Source organism: Solidesulfovibrio alcoholivorans DSM 5433, assembly GCF_000702665.1.
GTDB classification, from domain to species: Bacteria; Desulfobacterota; Desulfovibrionia; order Desulfovibrionales; family Desulfovibrionaceae; genus Solidesulfovibrio; species Solidesulfovibrio alcoholivorans.
Window position 1 is genome coordinate 419613 of the sequence record NZ_JNJA01000004.1, and the last position, 19113, is coordinate 438725.

A 19113-nucleotide genomic window follows, 5' to 3' on the forward strand; every position below is an offset into this window, starting at 1 on the left:
GAGGAACAATCCTATGATCGGTCTCTACATCGGGTCCACGCAAGGATATTCGGGTAAAAACCTCGTCACCCTGGCGCTCGGGCAGCAGTTCCAGCGCGAGGGACTGCGCGTGGGCTACATGAAGCCCGTGGGCGCGGTGCCGCATAAGGTGGAAAACCAGATCGGCGACGAGGACGCGCATTTCATGCAGCAGGCCCTGGGCCTGTCCGAAACGCCGTCCCTGGTCACCCCGGTCGTCATCACCCGCGATTTCCGCATGCGCGCCTTTCTCGAAGACTGCGCCAACCTGCTGCCCGGCATCGTGGACAGCTACAAGAAGCTCTCCGCCGACAAGGACGTCATGCTCGTCGGCGGCTCGGGCAGCTTCCTGTATTCGGGCAAGTACTGCGGCGTGGACGGCGTGTCCGTGGCCCAGGCGCTTGGCGCCAAGGTCGTGCTCGTGGACCGCTATCTCCAGGAATACAACTATGACTATCTGGCCGCGGCCAAGGAGGCCCTCGGCGACGACCTTGCCGGCGTCATCCTGAACGACGTGCCGGACCACTTCCGGGAAGAGGCCGAGACGCTCATCGTGCCCTTCCTCAAGCGCCGCGGCGTGGACGTGCTCGGCATCATCCCCCACGACCCCATCATGTTCGCGGTGCGCGCCGCCGATCTGGCCCACGGCCTGGGCGGCCGGCTCATCACCTCGGGCGGGCATACCGACAATCTGGTGGTCAATTTCCTCATCGGCACCATGCAGGTGGAGAACTTCGTCACCTTCTTCAAGCGCCATAAGGACGTGGCCATCCTGTGCGGTGGCGACCGCGCCGACCTGCAGCTCGTGGCCCTCGAGGGCAGTTGCGCGGCGCTCATCCTGACCGGCAACCTCTATCCCAACGACATGATCCTGGCCAAGGCCGAGGACAAGGGCATTCCGGTCATCGTCGTGCGCGACGACACCTTCACCGTGGCCAAGAAAATGGAACTCATGCTCACGCGCGAAAAGCTGCGCGACAAGTCGCGCATCGAGCACGGGGCCAAGCTCGTGCAGCAGGGCGTGAACCTGGCCGCGCTCAAAAAGAACCTGGGCATCTAAGCTGCCGTCCTGGCCTGGGGACGCGCCTGTCGCCGGCGCGCCCCCGGGCCGTGGGCGCAGCCCGTAAGCGGTTTCGGCCTGCACCCCCCCTTTTGGCGACGGGACAGGGAGCGGCTGGCGAATATCAACCCAAAAGGAGCGTACAACATGTCGTGGGTCCAACAGTACCAACCGCTTGGAAGCTATGGGCTTTCAGCCCTGGTTGCAGGCATTCCCCTGTACATGCTGTTCTACATGCTGGCCGTCAAACGCATGGCCGGGCACAAGGCCGCGTTCGCCGCCACCCTGGCCGCCGTCATCCTGGCCATCGCGGCCTGGGGCATGCCCGTGGGGCTCGCCCTGGACGCCACGCTCTACGGCGCGGCCATCGGCATCTTCCCCATCATCTGGATCGTCATCACGGCCATCTGGGTGTACAACATGACGGTTGAATCCGGGGAATTCAACATCATCAAGAACTCCCTGGCCCAGATCACCGACGACCGCCGCCTCCAGGCCATTTTCATCGCCTTCGCTTTCGGCTCCTTCATCGAAGGCACGGCCGGCTTCGGCACGCCCGTGGCCATCACCGCTGCCATGCTCGTGGGTCTCGGGTTCAACCCGCTCTACGCCTCGGGCATCTGCCTGATCGCCAACACCGCGCCGGTCGCCTTCGGCGCCATCGGCATCCCCATCGTCGTCGCCGCCCAGGTCAGCGGCCTCGACATGATGAAGATCAGCGCCATCTGCGGCCGCCAGCTGCCCTTTCTGTCGGTCATCGTGCCCCTGTGGCTGTCCGTGACCATGTGCGGCTTCAAGCGGACCACGGAAATCCTGCCGGCCGTCCTCATCGCCGGCGTCTGCTTCGCCGGCTCCCAGTTCCTGATCTCCAACTTCGTCGGCCCCTACCTGCCCGACATCATTTCCGCCGTCGTCACCATCATCGGCCTCGGCGCCTTCCTCAAGGTCTGGAAGCCGAAAAACATCTGGCACTTCCCGGACGAGCCGCCGGCGTCCCAGCGCGTCGTCGAATCCGAGTACTCGGGCGGCGAGATCCTGCGCGCCTGGATGCCCTACATCATCCTGGCCATCATGGTCTTCCTGTGGGGCATCAAGCCCGTCCAGAACGTCCTCAACGCCATTTTCGCCCCGACCTTGGACTGGCCCGGCCTGCACAACGTGGTCGTCAAGGCCGCGCCCATCGTCGCCAAGGACACCCCCTACGCCGCGCAGTTCAAGTTCAACTTCCTGTCCACCCCTGGCACGGCCATCCTCATCGCCGGCCTGCTCTCCGTGATCTTCATGCCGAAATACAGCTACGACAAGGCCATTCCCTGCCTGTTTAGGACCATCAAGCAGCTCAAGTGGCCCATCGTGACCATCGCCCTGATCCTGGGCCTGGCCTACATCATGAACTACTCCGGCATGAGCTCGTCCATGGGCCTGGCCTTCACCGCCACGGGCGCGCTGTTCCCGTTCTTCGCCCCGATTCTCGGCTGGCTGGGCGTGTTCCTGACCGGTTCGGACACCTCCTCCAACGCCCTGTTCGGCTCACTGCAGAAGACCACCGCCCAGCAGATCGGCGTCGATCCGCACCTGACCGTGGCCGCCAACTCCTCGGGCGGCGTCACCGGCAAGATGATCTCGCCCCAGTCCATCTCCGTGGCCACCGCGGCCTCGAACATGGTGGGCAAGGAAGGCGACATCTTCCGGTTCACCCTGCCCCACTCCCTGGCCATGCTCTGCTTCGTGGCCGTGTTGACCCTGCTTCAGGCCTACGCCCTGAAGTGGATGCTGCCCTAGCCCGTCACTTCGATTCATGCGGCCCGGTCCGGCGCATCCGGCGCCGGCCGGGCCGTTCCCGCACCACAAGGAGACCCTTATGTCGACTCCCCCAGCCCTGGTCGACCGCCTCAAGGAAAAGGCCGGCCTCGTTTCGGCCGTCGTCAATACCGTCGCCTCCATGGACGACGCCCTGGCCTATGTGGCCGACGTGTGCGCCAACAAGGAGGCCTGTCAGATCCTTGCCTCGGGCTGCGACGCCCCCCTGTCGGACACGGCCGAAGCCCTGTGCGGGACCAAACAGCAAAAAATCATCTGCGCCCCGGACCTGCCCGAAGAGGAAGTGGCCAAGCTGGCCGCGCTATGCCAGGAACGCGGCATCGCCGTCATCACCAAGGGCATGCGCCAGCGCCTCGGCGGCATCGACATCGCCGTGACCATGGCCGCCGCCGGCATCGCCGAAACCGGCACCGTGGTCGTGCGCTCCACGGACGAGGAAGTGCGCCTGGCCACCATGGTCGCCGAGACGCACATCGCCTTGCTCCCCGAAAGCGCCATCGTGGCCGATTCCTACGATTTCGAGCCCACCCTCGTTGCCTGGATGGGGCAGCCCAACTACACCGCGTTCATCACCGGCCCCAGCCGCACCGCGGACATCGAGCGCGTGCTGGCCCTTGGCGTGCACGGGCCCCTGGAAATGCACATCCTCATCCTGGAGGGCAAGTAGATGCAAGACGCCGCCAACCTGAGCCAATACCGCAAGCAGCTGCGCGAGGCCCTGGACAACGAATTTCAGCGCGAGGCCCTGGACAAGTTCGCCGTGGCCTACCGCACCTCACGGGCCAACGCCTTCGCCGGCATCGACGCACCGGAACTGATCAGCGAGATCGCCGCGGCCAAGGACGCCGCCGTGGACCACCTGATGGAGCTCTACGAGGAGTTCAAGCGCCACGCCGAAGCCGCCGGCACCAAGGTCCACCTGGCCGCCACCGCCCACGAGGCCAACGAGATCATCGCCCGCATCGCCAAGGAAAACGGCGTCAAGACCGTCGTCAAATCCAAGTCCATGACCGCCGAGGAAACGCACCTCAATGACCACCTCGAGGCGCAGGGCCTGGACGTCACGGAAACCGACCTCGGCGAATGGATCATCCAACTGCGCCACGAAGGCCCCACCCACATGGTCATGCCGGCCATCCACCTCTCCCGCTACCAGGTGGCCGACCTTTTCACCGAGGTCACCCACAAGCAGCAGGAGGTGGACATCCAAAAGCTCGTCAAGGTCGCCCGCCGCGAGCTGCGCCCCAAATACTGCCAGGCCGACATGGGCATTTCCGGGGCCAATTTCGCCATCGCCGCCACGGGCAGCATCGGCATCATCACCAACGAGGGCAACGCCCGCCTGACCACCACCCTGCCCCGGGTCCATGTGGTCATCGCCGGCATCGACAAGCTCGTGCCCGCGCTGCACGACGCCCTGCGCATCATCAAGTGCCTGCCCAAAAACGCCACCGGCCAGAACCTGACCTCCTACGTCACCTGGATCACCGGCGCGGTGCCCTGCGCCACCGGCCCGGACGGCAAGAAGGTCCACCACATCGTCTTTGTGGACAACGGCCGCCTGGCCATGGCCCGTGATCCGCTCTTCAAGCAGGCCCTGCGCTGCATCCGCTGCGGCGCCTGCGCCAACGTCTGCCCCATCTACCGCCTGGTCGGCGGACACAAGTACGGCCACGTCTACATCGGGGCCATCGGGCTCGTCGCCACCTACTTCTTCCACGGTCGGGACAAGGCCAGGAACTTGGTGCAGAACTGCCTCAACTGCGGGGCCTGCAAGGCCGTGTGCGCGGCCGGTATCGACCTGCCGACCATGATCAAAGAAGTCCATGCCCGCATCCAGGACGAGGAGGGACATCCGCTGTATTCCTCGGCCGCCGGCATGGTGCTCAAAAACCGCACGCTCTTCCACACCATGCTCAAGTCGGCCCGGCTGCTGCAAAAGCCCGTGTCCGGCGGCGGCTACCTGCGCCACCTGCCCATGTTCCTGTTCAAGGACCACGACTTCCGCGCCCTGCCGGCCATCGCCGACGAGGCCTTCCGCGACCGCTGGGAAAAGATCCGGCCGCGCGTGGCCAAGGCGGACATCAAGGTCGCGCTGTTTTCCGGCTGCGTGCAGGACTTCGTCTATCCCGAGCAGATGGAAGCGGCCGTGGCCGTGATTGCGAGCAAACCCGGCGTGGCCATGGAATACCCCATGGGCCAGTCGTGCTGCGGCTTGCCGCTCATGATGATGGGCGAGAAAAAGGCCGGGCAGGAACTGGCCGCCCACAACATGAACGCCATCGACGCGGCGGGGTTCGACTACATCGTCACCCTGTGCGCCTCCTGCGCCTCCTATCTCAAGCACGGCTACAAGCGCCTGTTCGCGGACGATCCGGCCATGGCCTACAAGGCGGCCCAGTTCTCCCAGCGGGTCATGGACTTCAGTTCCTTCGTCCACGACGTGCTGGGCATGCGCGGGGAGGCCTTCAGCGGCCCGAGCAAGGACGTCACCTACCACGCGCCGTGCCACCTGTGCCGGGGCCTGGGCGTGACCGAAGCCCCGCGGGAGCTCTTGCGCGACGCCGGGCTGAACTACCTGCCGGCCGCCGAAGAGGACGTCTGCTGCGGCTTCGGCGGCACGTTCTCGGTCAAGTTCCCGGAATTGTCCAAGGAGCTTTTGCGCAAGAAGATCGCCAACCTCAAAGCCACCGGGGCCACGGCCATGGCCACGGACTGCCCGGGCTGCATCATGCAGATCCGCGGCGGCTTCGAGCATGACGGTACGGCCTTCGAGGTCCGCCACGTGGCCGAATACCTGGCCGCGCGCCTCAAGCGCGGCTAGCGTCCGTGCCGCGAACAAGCGAAAGGCCGCGTCCATTGGGGCGCGGCCTTTCCTTTTTTTCATGCACGGTTGCCGCGCGGCCCTTGTCCGGGTCCTCCCCCGGCGGTACAAGACCGCAGACACCGCGCATGGAGGTCTCATGTCCGATTCCCTCGCCGCCGCACGCCGCCGCGTCGCCGCCTGCCTCACGGCCGCCTGCGCCGTTTTCCTCCTCGCCCTTTCCGGTTGCGCAAACGACAACGTGCGCGCCAATTTGGCCGTCCTGCAACAGAAACAGCAGCTTATCGGTTCGGTGCGGGCCGGGCTGCTCCTGGCCGTGGACCAGGAAAAAAACGCCCTGCTCTCGCCAAGCCAGGCCGAGGCCAGGCAGTTCCTGGACAGCGCCCGCGACGGCATGGCCGCGGTGAAGCGGAATATGGGGCAGTTGACGTAGCTTGTGGAGGAGACGGAAAACGAGAAGGAAATGGCGGCCCTTGGCGCGGTGGCCGCCGATTTCACGGACATGGCGGCCGTGGACGCGAGCCTGCGCGGTTTGGCCGGGCGCAACACCAATCTGCGCGCGGCGCAGCTTTCGCGCACCGAAGGGGCGCTGGCCGTCAACCGCCTGCAACAGGCGCTCACCCCGGTCATCGACGCCCCGGACTGCCGGGCCGGCCGGGACGCCCTGCGCATCGTCACGGCGGCGCTTTCCGTGCTCTCCCTGCACGCCCAGCACATCGACGAAAAGACCGCCGCCGGCATGGACGGCCTGGAAGCGGCCATGAACCGCCAGCACGCCCGGGCCGAGGCCGCGTTCGACGCACTCGCGGGCCTTGCCGATCCGGCCGTCGTCGGGGCGCTGCCGCCGGCCAAGGCGGCCTATGCCGATTTCTGGCGGGTGACGCAGGAAGTGCTGACCCTTTCGCGGGAAAACACCAACATCGAGGCCGTGGCCCTGTCCATGGGGAAAAAGCGCCTCGTCACGGCCAAGGCCCTGGCCGATCTCGATGCCTTGCAGGCCGTGGTGGCGGAAAAGGAATTCACGGCCACGCGCTGAGATCGCGTCGCCGCCGGCGAGCCGGGATTCCTTGAGCGCCGCGTCGCCTGTCTACGCCCCGGTGCCGCACAGGCGCGCGGCAGGTGTGCGTCAGCCGCGCGCGACCTCGCTTTTGGGGCACGACGCCCGCAGATGGCACACGGCGCAGCCGCCGCCATAGGGTTCGTAGGTCATGACGGCGTACTGCACGCTGACGCTGCCGGCGTCGTTCCAGACCAGCCCCAGGTTTTCCAGGCGGCGCTTGAGGTCGCGGTCCGGCGTCGGCAACGGCGCGCAGGCACCGGCTTCGATTTCCGGCACGCACTGCGCCGCCGCGCCCATGACCATGGACACGGCGAGGTTGTGCAGGGCGAAGCCTTCCGAAGGCGACCGCGCCCAGGCCTCTTCCACCAGCCCTTCGGCCGCAGGCTCCAGAAAGAACAGGACCACGCCCCGTTTGGAACCGGGCGCGGCGAACCGGTAGCCTTTGAGGTGCTCCCGGAAGGCGTCCCAATGGCCAAGGCACAGGTCGCACTGGGCCTGTTCCACCTTGGCCGCCCCGGAAACCTTCAGAAACAAAAAGAGATCGAAATCCGGATTGGGAGAGAGCTTCTCCGCGCGCAACTTGCCCAAGCAAACCTCCAGTAGCGAATTCGCCAGGGGTGTATCCCACGGGCCGCCCGATCACAAGTCCGGGGTGCGTTTTCATGGGGCGCACAGGGGTGCGAATAATTTTTTACGCTTGCATTTGTAGCGCAAGCCGACGTATACTGGAATAGAATTGGTGCCCCGCCTGGTTCCCAGCCGTATCCGAGGCGATTTTAAAAATGGTACATACTGCAACGGAACGCCGTTATCCAGTGGCCTGCGGCTTCTGTAGCACTTGGACTGTCCGGCATATATCCACCTTGTCGTGGAGATGTGCAAAAAACCTGGAGGCAATATGGGATCTCAAATGCGGCTTTCAACCAAACTCATCCTCGCCTTCGGACTTCTTGTCGTTTTACAAGTTTGTGGGAATATTACGGCGTTGGTGCTTATGGGAAACATAAACACAAGTATGAATGATCTCAATACAAATTGGTTGCCGAGCATAGATGCCATATCGACCGCCGATCATGAATTGCAGACATTGCGTAGATGGGAAATATTGCATGTGCTTTCTACAAATGAAGAAGACATGCAAACTTATGACAAGAGGATTGTCAACACGAAGGCTGATCTGAACAAGGTGTTGATCAAATATGAAGCATTGATCAGCTCGGCGGAAGAAAGGAATATATACAATACGTTTCAATCGAATCTCAAAAAATATTCTGAGGTATCGGACAGACTTCTCGTCCTGTCTCGCAAAAACGATACGGAAAATGCGAAAAAACTCACGGAAGGCGAATCGCGCCAGATATTCAATGACGCCATGGATGAGCTGAAGCAGCTTGTCGATATCAACAAGAAAGGCGCGGCCGATTCCGGTATCGCGGGCAACAATGACTACCACCGGGGCCGCATCATTCTCTTCAGCCTCCTCGTGGTTGCGACGCTGCTCGGCGTGGGCGTGTGCATCTTTATCCTGCGCGGGGTTTCCAGCCAGCTCGGCGAGGACCCCGGCTATCTTCACGAGGTGGCCAGCCGCATCGCCAAGGGGGAAATGGACATCCGTTTCAAGGAGCACAAGGGCGAAGGCGGCGTCTTCGCCGTGCTCAAGGAAATGGTGGGCAACCTCAAGTTGAAGATCGAGGAAGCGGACAGGAAGAGCGCGGAAGCCGCCGCAGAGGCCGCCAAGGCCAAGGAAGCGACGGAAGCCGCCGAAGCGGCGCGCCTGGCCGCGGAAAACGCCAAGACCGAAGGCATGCTGCAGGCGGCCGACCGCCTCTCCTCGGTCGTGCACATCGTGTCCTCCGCCTCCGAGGAACTCTCGGCCCAGGTCGAACAGACCAGCCAGGGAGCGGAGCAGCAATCCAGCCGCCTGGGTGAGACGGCCACAGCCATGGAGGAAATGAACGCCACGGTGCTGGAAGTGGCCCAAAACGCCTCCCAGGCGGCCGATACCGCCACCAAGGCCCGGAGCAAGGCTGAGGAGGGCGAAGGCGCTGTGGCCAAGGTCGTCGCCTTTATGGAACGGGTCAATGAAAACTCGCGCCAGTCCCTCGAGGACATGGGCGTCCTGGGCAAGCAGGCTGAGAACATCGGCCAGATCCTCAACGTCATTTCCGATATCGCCGACCAGACCAACCTGCTCGCCTTAAACGCCGCCATCGAGGCGGCCCGTGCTGGCGAGGCCGGGCGCGGTTTTGCCGTGGTCGCCGACGAAGTGCGCAAACTCGCCGAAAAGACCATGACCGCCACCAAGGAAGTCGGCGACGCCATCCGCGGCATCCAGAGCGGCGCCCGCAAGAACTACGACAACGTGGCCCAGGCCGTGACCGCCGTGGGCGAAGCGACGACCCTGGCCGCCACCTCCGGCGACATCCTGCGCGAGATCGTGTCCCTGGTCGACACCTCGGCCGACCAGGTGCGCTCCATCGCCACGGCCTCGGAACAACAGTCTGCCACGAGCGAGGAGATCAACCGCTCCGTGGACGAGGTCAACCGCATCGCGGCCGAAACCATGGATGCCCTGCGCCAGGCGGCCCAGGCCGTGGCCGACCTTTCCCAGCAGGCCCAGGAACTGAACGCCATGGTGCAGGAGATGCAAGCCTCGGGCGGCGGTACGGCCGCCCTGCCCTCCGGCAAACGGCCCCGCGCCCTGACCTGAACATGATCGCCACAACCGGCGGCCGGGGTTTGCGAGGTGGCCCGGCCGCCGATCGAATTATGCCGATTTTCCGAAAATGGCATGGTGCGGGTGACAAGAGCAGCCGCGCCATGTACACAATGCCACCATGGGTCCCCGGCGCACGCGCCGGAAGCCCTTCCATCGCCTGAGGACCGGCCGCCCATCGCATCATACGCAGGCCTTTTTTCTTACGATCCCATTCCCGCAGGAGAAACCATGACCACCAAGGAAGCCCCCACCGGGGCCATCTTGCAACGTGACCAACAGACCTACGCCATCGTGCCCCGCACGCCGGTCGGGCTCATTTCCCCCGAGGTCCTCGAAGCCCTCAACACCGTCGTTAAGAAATACGCCGTCCCCATCGTCAAGATCACTTCCGGCCAGCGTCTGGCCCTGGTCGGCGTCAAGGCAGAGGACGTGGACGCCATCTGGAAGGACCTGGGCACGGACGTGGGGCAGGCGCTCGAGCTGTGCGTGCATTTCGTCCAGGCCTGCCCGGGTACGAGCGTGTGCAAATTCGGCGTCCAGGATTCCCTGGGGCTTGGCCTCGAGATGGAAAAGCTCTTCGTCGGCCGCGATCTGCCGGGCAAGTTCAAGCTCTCGGTCTCGGGTTGCCCGTTTTGCTGCTCCGAGGGCTTTGTCCGCGATCTCGGCGTACTCGGCAAGAAATCCGGCTGGACCGTCATTTTCGGCGGCCATCCCGGAGCCCGGCCGCGCATCGGCGACATCGTGGCCGAGGACCTGGACAAGGAACAGGTCATCGCCCTGACGGAAAAGCTGCTCGCCTACTACGCCGCCAACGCCAAGAAGCGCGAACGCGCCGCCCGGTTCGTCGAACGGGTCGGCATCGAGACCATCAAGCAGGCCGTGCTGGGCTAATCCCGCGCGCGAGAGCAAACGCGAAGCGCCCCGGCCGCCGTATCGCGGCCGGGGCGCTTCGTTTGTACCGGGCAGGCGTTACGCGCCGAGCAGCTTGAGCATGCCCTGCGGGTCGGTCGTCGGCGGCTGGCAGGAGCCGGCGCGGCAGACATGGGCCGCGGCCCGGCCGTCCACGGACTGCTGGTAGCGGGCATAGGGGGCCAGGGCCGCGATGGCTTCCGCGTCGCCGTCCGGGCGCAGGACCAGGGCCACCTCGGGCAGGTAGCGGGAGCACAGGGCCCGGGCCAGGGCATGGGTGTCCGGGGCGTCGGGGTCGCCGGCAATGGTCACTTCCGCCCCCGGGGCGAGCAGTTGCGACAGTCCGCACAGGAAAAAGGTGTAGGCCGAGGGCCGCTCGTCGAGGCTGCCGGCGAATCGCCGGGCCAGGCGGTCGGCGTGCTCCATGAGCGCCTTGTCCCCCGTGAGGCGAAAGAGCGTGGTCAGCACGAAAAAGGCCACGCTGTTGCCCGAGGGCACGGCCGCGTCGTAAAAGGTTTTTTGGCGCAGGAGCAGGGTTTCGCCGTCGTCGGGCGAGAGGAAGAAGCCGCCGTCGGCATCCGCGAAATGCGCGACCATGACCCGGGTGATGTCCACGGCCCGGCGCAGGAGCGCCGGATCGAACACGGTCTGGTAAAGCTCCATAAGGCCCCAGGCCAGGCAGGCGTAATCGTCGAGCATGCCCGCAACGCCGGCGACGTCGCCGCGCAGGCGGTGCAGCAGCCTTCCGCCTTCAAGGCCGAGTTTCTCCAGCAGCGCATCGGCCGCCGTGCGCGCCCTGGCGGCGAGGTCCTCGTCGTCGAAAGCCCGGGCGGCCTTGGCCAGGGCCGCGAGCATGAGGCCGTTGCCGTCGGTGAGGATCTTGTCGTCGCAAAGGGGCCGTACGCGCTTTTCCCGCGCGGCAAGGAGCTTCAGCCGGCACTGCTCCAGCCGCTCGGCCAGGGCTTCGAGGCCAAGGCCGTGGCGCGCCGCGATTTCCGCAGCAGGCTGCGCCACGTACGCGATGTTGGTTCCGGTCGCCTGCCCCGTGGCCTCGTCGTGGAAATTGCCCTCTTCCTCGATGCCGTAGGCCTCGCAAAAAAGCGCGGCGTCGGCCTCGGGCAGGAGGCTGCGGATCTCCGCGGCCGTCCAGACGTAGAATTTCCCCTCGACCCCCTCGCTGTCGGCGTCCTCGGCGCTGTAGAAAAGCCCCTCCGGGCTCGTCAGGTCGCGGCGGACATACTCCAGGACCTCGAGCGCCGTGCGCTTGAACGCCTCCTCGCCCGAAGCCTGCCAGGCCTCGACGCAGGCCATGACGCAAAGCGCCTGATCGTAGAGCATCTTCTCGAAATGGGGCACGAACCAGTGGGCGTCGGTGCTGTAGCGGTGGAAGCCGAGGCCGATCTGGTCGAACACCCCGCCCCGGCGCATGGCGCGCAGGGTTTCGCAGACCATGCGCAGGCACTCCCCGTCACCGGTGCGGCGGTATTCGCGCAGCAAAAAGAGCAGGTTGTGCGGCGCGGGAAACTTGGGCGCGCCGCCGAAGCCGCCGTTTTGCGCGTCGAAGGTCGCGGCCAGTTCGTTTCGCGCGGCCGCAAGCGCCGCCTCGCCCGGGGTTTCGCCCGCCGCCGCGCCTGCGCCGTCGAAGCGTTCGCGCACGGCGGTCAGGATCTGGCCGGCGTTGCCGATGACGGCCTGCCGGTTGCCCTTCCAGGCCATATGCACGCGCTGGAGCAGCTCGCGCATGCCCGTGCGGCCGTAGCCCGACTCCTTGGGAAAATACGTGCCCGCGAAAAAGGGCTGCCCGTCCGGGGTCAGGAACACCGTCAGCGGCCAGCCGCCCCGGCCGGTCATGGCCTGGCAGAAGCTCATGTACAGGGCGTCGAGGTCCGGACGCTCCTCGCGGTCCACCTTGACCGCGATCACGATGGCCCGCATGAGCGCCGCGATGTCCTCGTCCTCGAAGCTTTCGCGCTCCATGACGTGGCACCAATGGCAGGTCGCATAACCGATGGACAGGAAAACGGGCTTGTCCTCGGCGCGGGCGGCGGCAAAGGCCTCCTCCCCCCAGGGATACCAGTCCACGGGGTTGTAGGCGTGCTGTTGCAGGTACGGGCTCGGCTCGTGAATCAGGCGGTTGGCTTGACGCGACATGACGTCCTCCCTGAGCCCTTGTACCAGGGAAAAGCGGTATTGCAACAGCGGCCCCGCACCACGGTGGGGCGATTCCGCTTGAACCTTTGCCGGTTCCAGGGTATCACACGACTAAATTGTGAAATAGGGAGCAATCCATCCATGGCTGGGAAAACGGTGCTTCTGGTCGACGACGAGACGGGACTGACGGCCGTGCTGGCCAAACGTCTCGCGTCCCGGGGATTGGCCGTCTCCACGGCGGCCTCGGGCGAGGAAGGCCTCGCCGCCTTGCGGGGAAACGACGACATCGCCCTGGTCGTGCTCGACATCAACATGCCGGGCATGGACGGCCTGGAAACGCTTCGCGAAATGAAGACCCTGCGCCCCGACGTCGAGGCGCTCATCCTCACCGGATACCCTTCCGTCGAGGCGGCCCTCGAGGGCATGCGCCTCGGCGCGTACGAGTTACTGTCCAAGCCCATCGAACTCGATGCGCTCCATGCGCGGGTCATGGAGGCGCTGTCCCGAAACGCCGGGTAAGCGGCCGGACGCGCGGGCCTTCCCAGGCACAGGCAGACACGGCGACAGACCGGGTCTGCGCCTTTGCCCTGCGCCATACTCCGGGACGCGACGCCGCGCTTGCGGCGCAACACGCAAAACCCGCATCGGCCCCTGCCGCGCCGATGCGGACGGTTTCGTGGAGGTCTGGGGATGAAGCAACTGCAACGCATTCTCGATAACGTCATCGCCCGCACGAACATCAACCTGCGGCGTAGCGCCATCGATGTGGGCCCCTACGTCCATGGCGCGGTCCCCCAGGAAAGCTACGCGCAGTTCTACGCCTTCTACGGCATCACCACAGAGCATCCGCTGTTTTTCAATTTCCAGTGTTCCTCCCTGGCCGGTTCGTACTTTTTCGGCAAATGCGACGTGCAGCATTCCGTGCTCTACAAATGCGACGTACGCGGCGACGAACTCAAGTCCGTGACCAGCGGATTTAGCGTGGACAACGTCTGCCTGCACCTGCACACCGACGAAGTGATCCGCATCGTGGACAGCTTCCTGCACAAGGCGCTCATCCACAGCTTTAGTCACGATCCCGAATTTCCCGAGGAATTCCTCATCAAGAACACCGTCGCCCTGTCCTACGCCAACATCCACGGCTCGCCGGTCATGGGCTCCTTCCTCGGCCCCTTCTGCACCATCGACCTGTGCACCGTGCAAAACAGCTCCATCGGGGCCTACGCCTACGTGCAGGTCTGCGACCTCGCCCCGAGCATCGTCGAGCCGGGGCATATCTGGATCCGCAACAAGACCGGCGACGAATTCAGCTACAACTACGACCCCGAAGTGCTCGCCAAATACGTCTCCATCGCCCCGGGAGAGCGCGCCAAGGGCCTGTTCATGGACTTCGTCGAAGGCCGCAAACGCGATTTCGAACGCGTCTTCGGCTTCCTCTACGCATCCCGGCCCGAAACCTACGCCCCGGGTTCCTTCGTCTCGCGCTACGCCGTGGTCAAGGGCGAAACCAGCATCGGCGAAAACGTGCTGGTGGCCCAGCGCGCCTACCTGGAAAACGCGCGCCTGGGCAAGGGGGCCAATGCCCAGGAAAACAGCTACGTCGTCGATTCCGTGCTCGAAGGCTACGATGTCACCGCCCACGGCGCGAAGATCATCGGCAGCCGGCTCGGCACCAACGTGTTCGTGGGCTTCAACTCCTTCCTGCGCGGCACGCCCGAAGCGCCCCTGACCATCGGCCAGGGCTCGGTGGTGCTGCCCCATACCATCATCGACCTGGAAGAACCCGTGACCCTGCCCCCGCTGCACGTGGTCTGGGGACACGTCAGCCGCCAGTCCGACCTTGCCACGCAGTCCGTGTCCATCGAGGACTTCGCCAAGGTGGACGGCCAGGCGACCATCGGGGCCATGACCTTCACCGGCAACGGCGAACGCTTCATCCGGGCCTTCCAGAACCGCATCCACCACATCCTTGAAGCCAACGGCGCCTACTATGACGGCGTGCAGAACCAGGGGCACGCCCAGAAAACCAAGAACATCACCTACAACCTCATCCAGCCCTACGTGGAAGGCGGCTTCAAGGGGGTCTACCCCAACATGCGCATCTTCCCCCTGTGCTCCGACGATCTCGTCCTCTAAGCACCCGCCTGTCTCAAACCACATCGGACGCCCCGCCGCCGCGCGCGACGGGGCTTTTTCGTTTCCGCCGCCCCGCGTGTTGCCAAATCGTCCGCCCTGTCGCATATGCTGGAGGCAGCCTCGACGTTTCCGTCAAACGCACAAACCTCGGAGCGACGCCATGAACGCCAAGAAAGCCCTGCTCATATCGGCCGACAATTTCGAGGACAGCGAACTGCTCTACCCGCTCTACCGCCTGCGCGAGGCCGGGTTCCACGTGGATATCGCCGCGCCGGCCGCGGGCCCCATCACCGGCATGCACGGCTACGCCGTCACCGCCAACCTGGCCGCGGACGCCGTGGAATCCGCCGGCTCCTGCGGCTACAGCCTGCTCGTCCTGCCCGGCGGCAAGGCCCCGGCAACCCTGCGCACCATCCCCAAGATCATCGATATCGTAAACGATTTTGCCTCCTCCGGTATCCCCATGGCCGCCATCTGCCATGGGCCGCAAATCCTGGTCACCGCCCGCCTGTTGCGCGGCCGCCACGCCACCTGCTACAAGACCGTGGCCGACGAACTCAAGGAAGCCGGTGCGCTTTACGAAGACGCCCCCGTGGTGGTGGACGGCAACCTCGTCACCTCCCGCATGCCCGACGACCTGCCCGACTTCATGCGCGAAGTCATGAAGAAGGTGGGATAGGGAGAGGCGAGGAGAGAAGAGAAGATGCCTCCGGCGGCCGGGGGGCATGATGCCCCCCGGACCCCCTCGACGGGACGGGCGACGGGCACAGTCGGAGAAACGTCGGGCGGCGAGACAGCGGACCGTTTGGTGGCGGAAATGCGGGCAACCCGCAGGCCGCAAAGCCGGCCAGCGGGTTGCCCGCATTTCCGCCACCAAGGGCACCAGCGGCGAAGCGCCGCATTTAAGAAACAGCAGGAGGGAAACCTCTCTGGTCTCCTTTGTCGGGGGCGCGCGATTGCCCGGAATGGCTTTGCATTCCGGACAATCGCGCGCCCCCCGTCAAGGGGGGCCGGGGGGGAGAATCCCTCCCGGCCGCCGGAGGCACTCTTCTCCCATGTCGTACCCCGTCACCGTCACCCTGCGCCGCATTGGCGGCTATGACGATCCTGGCTTGGACGGCGCGGTCGCCGCGTTATTCGAGGCTGCGGATTGCCCCGTAGGCCGGGGCGACCGCGTGTTGGTCAAGCCCAACCTGGTCGGGCCGAGGAACACCGCGTTGTCATGTTCCGAGCCGCATGTCGTTCGCGCGGTTTGCCTGTTCGCGCTCTCCCGGGGAGCCGTCGTCACGGTGGCCGATTCCCCGGCTTTCGGCACCGGCGGCATCATGGCGAGGCTTGCCGGGCTCACCCAGGCGCTGGCCGACCTGCCCGTGGCCGTGGAGAGCCTCGATGCGGCGCGTCCGCTACGCTTGGCGCATGGCGGCAGCATCGGCGTCTCGTCCAAGGCGCTGGACACGGACCACATCCTCAACGTGGCCCGGCTCAAGTGCCATGACCAGATGGGCATGACGCTCGCGACGAAAAACTTCTTCGGCTGCGTCTGCGGTTTCCGCAAATCGTTGGCCCATCAGCGCCTGGGCAGGGACCGGGCGCGTTTCGCCCGCATGATTCTCGACGTGCTGGCCGCCCTGCCGCCGTCCACCTCGCTGCTCGACGGCATCGTGGCCATGCACAAGGCCGGCCCGGTCGGCGGCGAACCGTTTAAGCTGGGGCTGCTCGGCGCTGCCGCGAATCCCCTGGCCCTGGATACGGCCGTGTACGGGCTGCTTAGGCTCGCTCCGGACGCTGTCCCCTTGTGGGCCGAGGCGCTGCGGCAGGACCTTGGCGGCGCGCGTCCCGAGGACGTCGCCTGCGCCGGGGAGCCCCTGGAATCCTTCGACGCGACCGGGTTTCTCACGCCGGCGTCCCTTGCCCCGCTGCACTTCGAACCGAAACGGTTCGTGACGGGGCGGCTGCGCAGCGTTCTGCTCACGTTGCGCGGCGGGCGTTGACACGAAGCGGGCAGCGAGTACACCTTCGCGCCATGTCGCAAAACGAGCGTTGCCGTCACATTGTGGCCGGGCAAGTCCAGGGCGTGGGCTTTCGCCCCTTCGTCTACCGTCTGGCCAGCGAGTTGCAGCTTGGCGGAAGCGTGCGCAACGCACCGGAAGGCGTGGTCATCGAAGTCGAGGGCGCGCCCGGGGCCGTGGCCGCCTTCGGGGAGCGCCTGCCGACGGAGATTCCGCCCCTGGCAAGGCTCACGCGCCACGAGCGCATGCCGCTGCCGCCCTTGGGGGAAACGGTCTTCCATATCGGCGAGAGCGCGGCCGGGGCCGGCCACGACGTGCTCATCAGCCCCGATGTCGCCACTTGTCCGGACTGCCTGGCCGACATGGCCGACCCGGCCAACCGCCGCTACCGCTATCCCTTCACCAACTGCACCAACTGCGGGCCGCGCCACACCATCACCCGGGCCATCCCCTACGACCGGGCAACGACCTCCATGGCCTGTTTTCCGCTCTGCCCGGACTGCGCCGCCGAATACGCCGACCCCGCCGACCGGCGCTTCCATGCCGAACCCGTGGCCTGCCCGGTCTGCGGCCCCCGCGTCTGGCTGGCCGACGCGGCGGGGATGCGCCTGGCCGCGGACGACGCGGCCATCGCGGGCCTGGCCGAGGCCCTGGCCGGCGGAGCCGTGGCCGCGGTCAAGGGCCTGGGCGGATTCCATCTGGTCTGCGACGCCGCAAGCGAGGCAGCCGTTGCGGAACTGCGCCGGCGCAAGCATCGTCCGTCCAAGGCTCTGGCCGTCATGGTCCCCGACCTTGCCGCCGCCGGGAAGCTGGCGCGCCTGGACACGCGCGCGAAAGCCCTGCTTGCCGGCACCGTGCGCCCCATCGTGCTCGCCCCGACCTTGCCTGATAGCGGCCTTGCGGCGGCGATCGCGCCCGACACCGTGGAAATCGGCCTCATGCTGCCCTACACGCCCCTGCATCACCTGCTCCTGGCCGCCTTCGCGACGGCGGTCGGGCCGGACCGGCCGGCCGCCCTGGTCATGACCTCGGGCAATGCCGGGGGCGAACCCATCTGTCTCGGCAACAGGGAAGCGCTCAAACGCCTCGGCGGCATCGCCGACATTTTTTTGCTCCACAACCGCGACATCCTCATCCGCACAGACGATTCCGTGGTCCGGCCGCTGACGCCAGAGGAAGCGCCGGAGGACGGCGACGCGCCGCCGACGCTGTTTTTGCGCCGCGCCCGGGGCTACGTCCCCTCGCCCGTGACCCTGCCCGTGTCCGGACCATCGGTCGTGGGCCTGGGCCCCATGCTCAAGGCCACGCTGTGCGTGAGCAAAGGGCGCGACGCCTTCGTCAGCCAGCATGTCGGCGATTTGGAGAGCCTTGAAACCTTCGGCTTCTACCAGGAGACATTACAGCATATGCTCGGCGTCCTGCACGTGGCGCCGACGGCCTGCGTGGCCGACCTGCACCCGGATTATCCGAGCACGCGCTTCGCCCTGGAGCAGGAACAATGGCCGGTGCTGCGACTCCAGCACCATGCGGCCCATATCTACGCGGTGCTGGCCGAGCACGGCCTGCGCCGACCGGTGCTGGGGCTGGCCTTGGATGGCACGGGCCTTGGCGAAGACGGCACGCTCTGGGGCGGCGAAGGCCTGTTGGTCGATCCCCTGCGCCTTTGCCACGAGCGGCTCGCGCATTTTTCGCCCATGCGACTGCCCGGCGGGGACGCGGCCGTGCGCGAGCCCTGGCGTACGGCGCAGGCCTGCTTCGCCGCCCTGGGCGAAACGCCCGGAAACGGGCGAACCTGGCCCTGGATCGCGGGACAGGAAAGCGCCGTAACCCTGGTCGGGAGCATGTTGGAAAAGGGCTTCAACTGCCCCGTGACGACGAGTTGCGGCAGGCTGTTCGATGCCGTGGCGGCGCTGCTCGGGCTTTGCCGACGCATCGACTACGAGGGACAGGCGGCCATCTTGTTGGAGCGCGCCCAGGAGATGACGGAACACGGGACCTATGCCTGTCCCGTGCTGGCCTGCGAAACGCCCGTGCGCCTGGATACGCTGACGCTGTTCGCCCAGGCCGCGGCCGATGCGGCGCGCGGGGAGCCTGCGGGACGCGTGGCCCGGCGGTTCCATCTGGGGCTCGTCGCCGGCCTTGCCGGGCTCGCGCGGGAGCTTGCCGCGCGCACGGGCGTGCGGCACGTAGCCCTAAGCGGCGGCGTACTGCAAAACAGGACGCTGGCGGCGCTGTTGCCGGCGACATTGCGACGCGCGGGGCTCACCCCGCTGTGCCACCGGTCGCTGCCGCCAAGCGACGGCGGGATCAGCCTCGGGCAAGCGTATTATGGCGTCTTGGCAGCGCTTGTCTGACATAAAGGCAACAAGTTATATTGCTATCCCTTCATATTGTATATTCCATTGG

At 65.9% G+C, this 19113-nt stretch carries 15 protein-coding genes; 13 read left to right on the plus strand and 2 right to left on the minus strand.

Annotation, left to right across the window (positions count from 1 at the left end):
• Nucleotides 1-13 precede the first annotated feature (13 nt).
• The 6 genes from Q368_RS0110420 (at nt 14) to Q368_RS26970 (ending at nt 6759) form a co-directional block, all read left to right on the plus strand.
• Nucleotides 14-1078, plus strand: a complete 1065-nt coding sequence (locus tag Q368_RS0110420) for a phosphotransacetylase family protein (protein ID WP_029459009.1) — start codon at nt 14-16, stop codon at nt 1076-1078.
• A 147-nt stretch (nt 1079-1225) separates the two neighbouring features.
• Nucleotides 1226-2860 (plus strand): L-lactate permease, encoded by a 1635-nt coding sequence (locus tag Q368_RS0110425; protein WP_029459010.1) that lies wholly within the window; start codon nt 1226-1228, stop codon nt 2858-2860.
• A gap of 79 nt (nt 2861-2939) precedes the next feature.
• Nucleotides 2940-3566 carry a LutC/YkgG family protein gene (locus tag Q368_RS0110430; protein ID WP_029459011.1) on the plus strand — a complete coding sequence of 209 codons (627 nt, stop codon included), beginning with the start codon at nt 2940-2942 and terminating at the stop codon, nt 3564-3566.
• Nucleotides 3567-5723: an L-lactate dehydrogenase (quinone) large subunit LdhH gene (ldhH, locus tag Q368_RS0110435; RefSeq protein ID WP_029459012.1), complete on the plus strand. Its 2157-nt coding sequence runs from the start codon at nt 3567-3569 to the stop codon at nt 5721-5723.
• A gap of 139 nt (nt 5724-5862) precedes the next feature.
• Nucleotides 5863-6156: a hypothetical protein gene (locus tag Q368_RS26965; protein WP_245611320.1), complete on the plus strand. Its 294-nt coding sequence runs from the start codon at nt 5863-5865 to the stop codon at nt 6154-6156.
• Nucleotides 6157-6186: 30 nt separating this feature from the next.
• Nucleotides 6187-6759 carry a hypothetical protein gene (locus Q368_RS26970; RefSeq protein WP_245611321.1) on the plus strand — a complete coding sequence of 191 codons (573 nt, stop codon included), beginning with the start codon at nt 6187-6189 and terminating at the stop codon, nt 6757-6759.
• A gap of 90 nt (nt 6760-6849) precedes the next feature.
• Here the strand turns inward: Q368_RS26970 and Q368_RS0110445 are convergent, their stop codons facing one another.
• Complete coding sequence (locus tag Q368_RS0110445) at nt 6850-7371, minus strand: hypothetical protein (protein ID WP_029459013.1); 522 nt, start codon at nt 7369-7371, stop codon at nt 6850-6852.
• Between the two features lie 322 nt (nt 7372-7693).
• Between Q368_RS0110445 and Q368_RS0110450 the strand changes: the two genes are divergently transcribed.
• Both Q368_RS0110450 and Q368_RS0110455 read left to right on the plus strand, forming a co-directional pair.
• Nucleotides 7694-9493 carry a methyl-accepting chemotaxis protein gene (locus Q368_RS0110450; protein WP_245611325.1) on the plus strand — a complete coding sequence of 600 codons (1800 nt, stop codon included), beginning with the start codon at nt 7694-7696 and terminating at the stop codon, nt 9491-9493.
• 237 nt (nt 9494-9730) lie between these two features.
• Nucleotides 9731-10393 (plus strand): nitrite/sulfite reductase domain-containing protein, encoded by a 663-nt coding sequence (locus tag Q368_RS0110455; RefSeq protein WP_029459015.1) that lies wholly within the window; start codon nt 9731-9733, stop codon nt 10391-10393.
• A gap of 78 nt (nt 10394-10471) precedes the next feature.
• On the opposite strand, the gene Q368_RS0110460 is transcribed toward Q368_RS0110455, so the two are convergent.
• Nucleotides 10472-12562, minus strand: coding sequence for a thioredoxin domain-containing protein (locus Q368_RS0110460; RefSeq protein WP_029459016.1), 2091 nt, complete (start codon nt 12560-12562; stop codon nt 10472-10474).
• 141 nt (nt 12563-12703) lie between these two features.
• Between Q368_RS0110460 and Q368_RS0110465 the strand changes: the two genes are divergently transcribed.
• The 5 genes from Q368_RS0110465 (at nt 12704) to hypF (ending at nt 19061) form a co-directional block, all read left to right on the plus strand.
• Entirely contained in the window at nt 12704-13081 is a 378-nt protein-coding gene (locus Q368_RS0110465; protein WP_029459017.1) for a response regulator, read from the plus strand.
• Nucleotides 13082-13252: 171 nt separating this feature from the next.
• Nucleotides 13253-14698: an LbetaH domain-containing protein gene (locus tag Q368_RS0110470; protein ID WP_029459018.1), complete on the plus strand. Its 1446-nt coding sequence runs from the start codon at nt 13253-13255 to the stop codon at nt 14696-14698.
• A 160-nt stretch (nt 14699-14858) separates the two neighbouring features.
• Nucleotides 14859-15377: a type 1 glutamine amidotransferase domain-containing protein gene (locus Q368_RS0110475; RefSeq protein ID WP_029459019.1), complete on the plus strand. Its 519-nt coding sequence runs from the start codon at nt 14859-14861 to the stop codon at nt 15375-15377.
• Nucleotides 15378-15753: 376 nt separating this feature from the next.
• Nucleotides 15754-16689: a DUF362 domain-containing protein gene (locus Q368_RS0110480; protein ID WP_029459020.1), complete on the plus strand. Its 936-nt coding sequence runs from the start codon at nt 15754-15756 to the stop codon at nt 16687-16689.
• A gap of 32 nt (nt 16690-16721) precedes the next feature.
• Nucleotides 16722-19061, plus strand: a complete 2340-nt coding sequence (hypF, locus tag Q368_RS0110485; protein WP_029459021.1) for a carbamoyltransferase HypF — start codon at nt 16722-16724, stop codon at nt 19059-19061.
• Nucleotides 19062-19113: the final 52 nt, after the last annotated feature.

What these genes read in the sequence shown, in the direction of transcription:
- Q368_RS0110465 (WP_029459017.1), top strand. Translation starts at nt 12,704, where the DNA reads ATGGCTGGGAAAACGGTGCTTCTGGTCGACGACGAGACGGGACTGACG.
- Q368_RS0110460 (WP_029459016.1), bottom strand. Translation starts at nt 12,562, where the DNA reads ATGTCGCGTCAAGCCAACCGCCTGATTCACGAGCCGAGCCCGTACCTG.
- hypF (WP_029459021.1), top strand. Translation starts at nt 16,722, where the DNA reads ATGTCGCAAAACGAGCGTTGCCGTCACATTGTGGCCGGGCAAGTCCAG.
- Q368_RS0110480 (WP_029459020.1), top strand. Translation starts at nt 15,754, where the DNA reads ATGTCGTACCCCGTCACCGTCACCCTGCGCCGCATTGGCGGCTATGAC.
- Q368_RS0110470 (WP_029459018.1), top strand. Translation starts at nt 13,253, where the DNA reads ATGAAGCAACTGCAACGCATTCTCGATAACGTCATCGCCCGCACGAAC.
- Q368_RS0110450 (WP_245611325.1), top strand. Translation starts at nt 7,694, where the DNA reads ATGCGGCTTTCAACCAAACTCATCCTCGCCTTCGGACTTCTTGTCGTT.
- Q368_RS0110430 (WP_029459011.1), top strand. Translation starts at nt 2,940, where the DNA reads ATGTCGACTCCCCCAGCCCTGGTCGACCGCCTCAAGGAAAAGGCCGGC.
- Q368_RS0110420 (WP_029459009.1), top strand. Translation starts at nt 14, where the DNA reads ATGATCGGTCTCTACATCGGGTCCACGCAAGGATATTCGGGTAAAAAC.
- Q368_RS0110425 (WP_029459010.1), top strand. Translation starts at nt 1,226, where the DNA reads ATGTCGTGGGTCCAACAGTACCAACCGCTTGGAAGCTATGGGCTTTCA.
- ldhH (WP_029459012.1), top strand. Translation starts at nt 3,567, where the DNA reads ATGCAAGACGCCGCCAACCTGAGCCAATACCGCAAGCAGCTGCGCGAG.
- Q368_RS0110475 (WP_029459019.1), top strand. Translation starts at nt 14,859, where the DNA reads ATGAACGCCAAGAAAGCCCTGCTCATATCGGCCGACAATTTCGAGGAC.
- Q368_RS26965 (WP_245611320.1), top strand. Translation starts at nt 5,863, where the DNA reads ATGTCCGATTCCCTCGCCGCCGCACGCCGCCGCGTCGCCGCCTGCCTC.
- Q368_RS26970 (WP_245611321.1), top strand. Translation starts at nt 6,187, where the DNA reads ATGGCGGCCCTTGGCGCGGTGGCCGCCGATTTCACGGACATGGCGGCC.
- Q368_RS0110455 (WP_029459015.1), top strand. Translation starts at nt 9,731, where the DNA reads ATGACCACCAAGGAAGCCCCCACCGGGGCCATCTTGCAACGTGACCAA.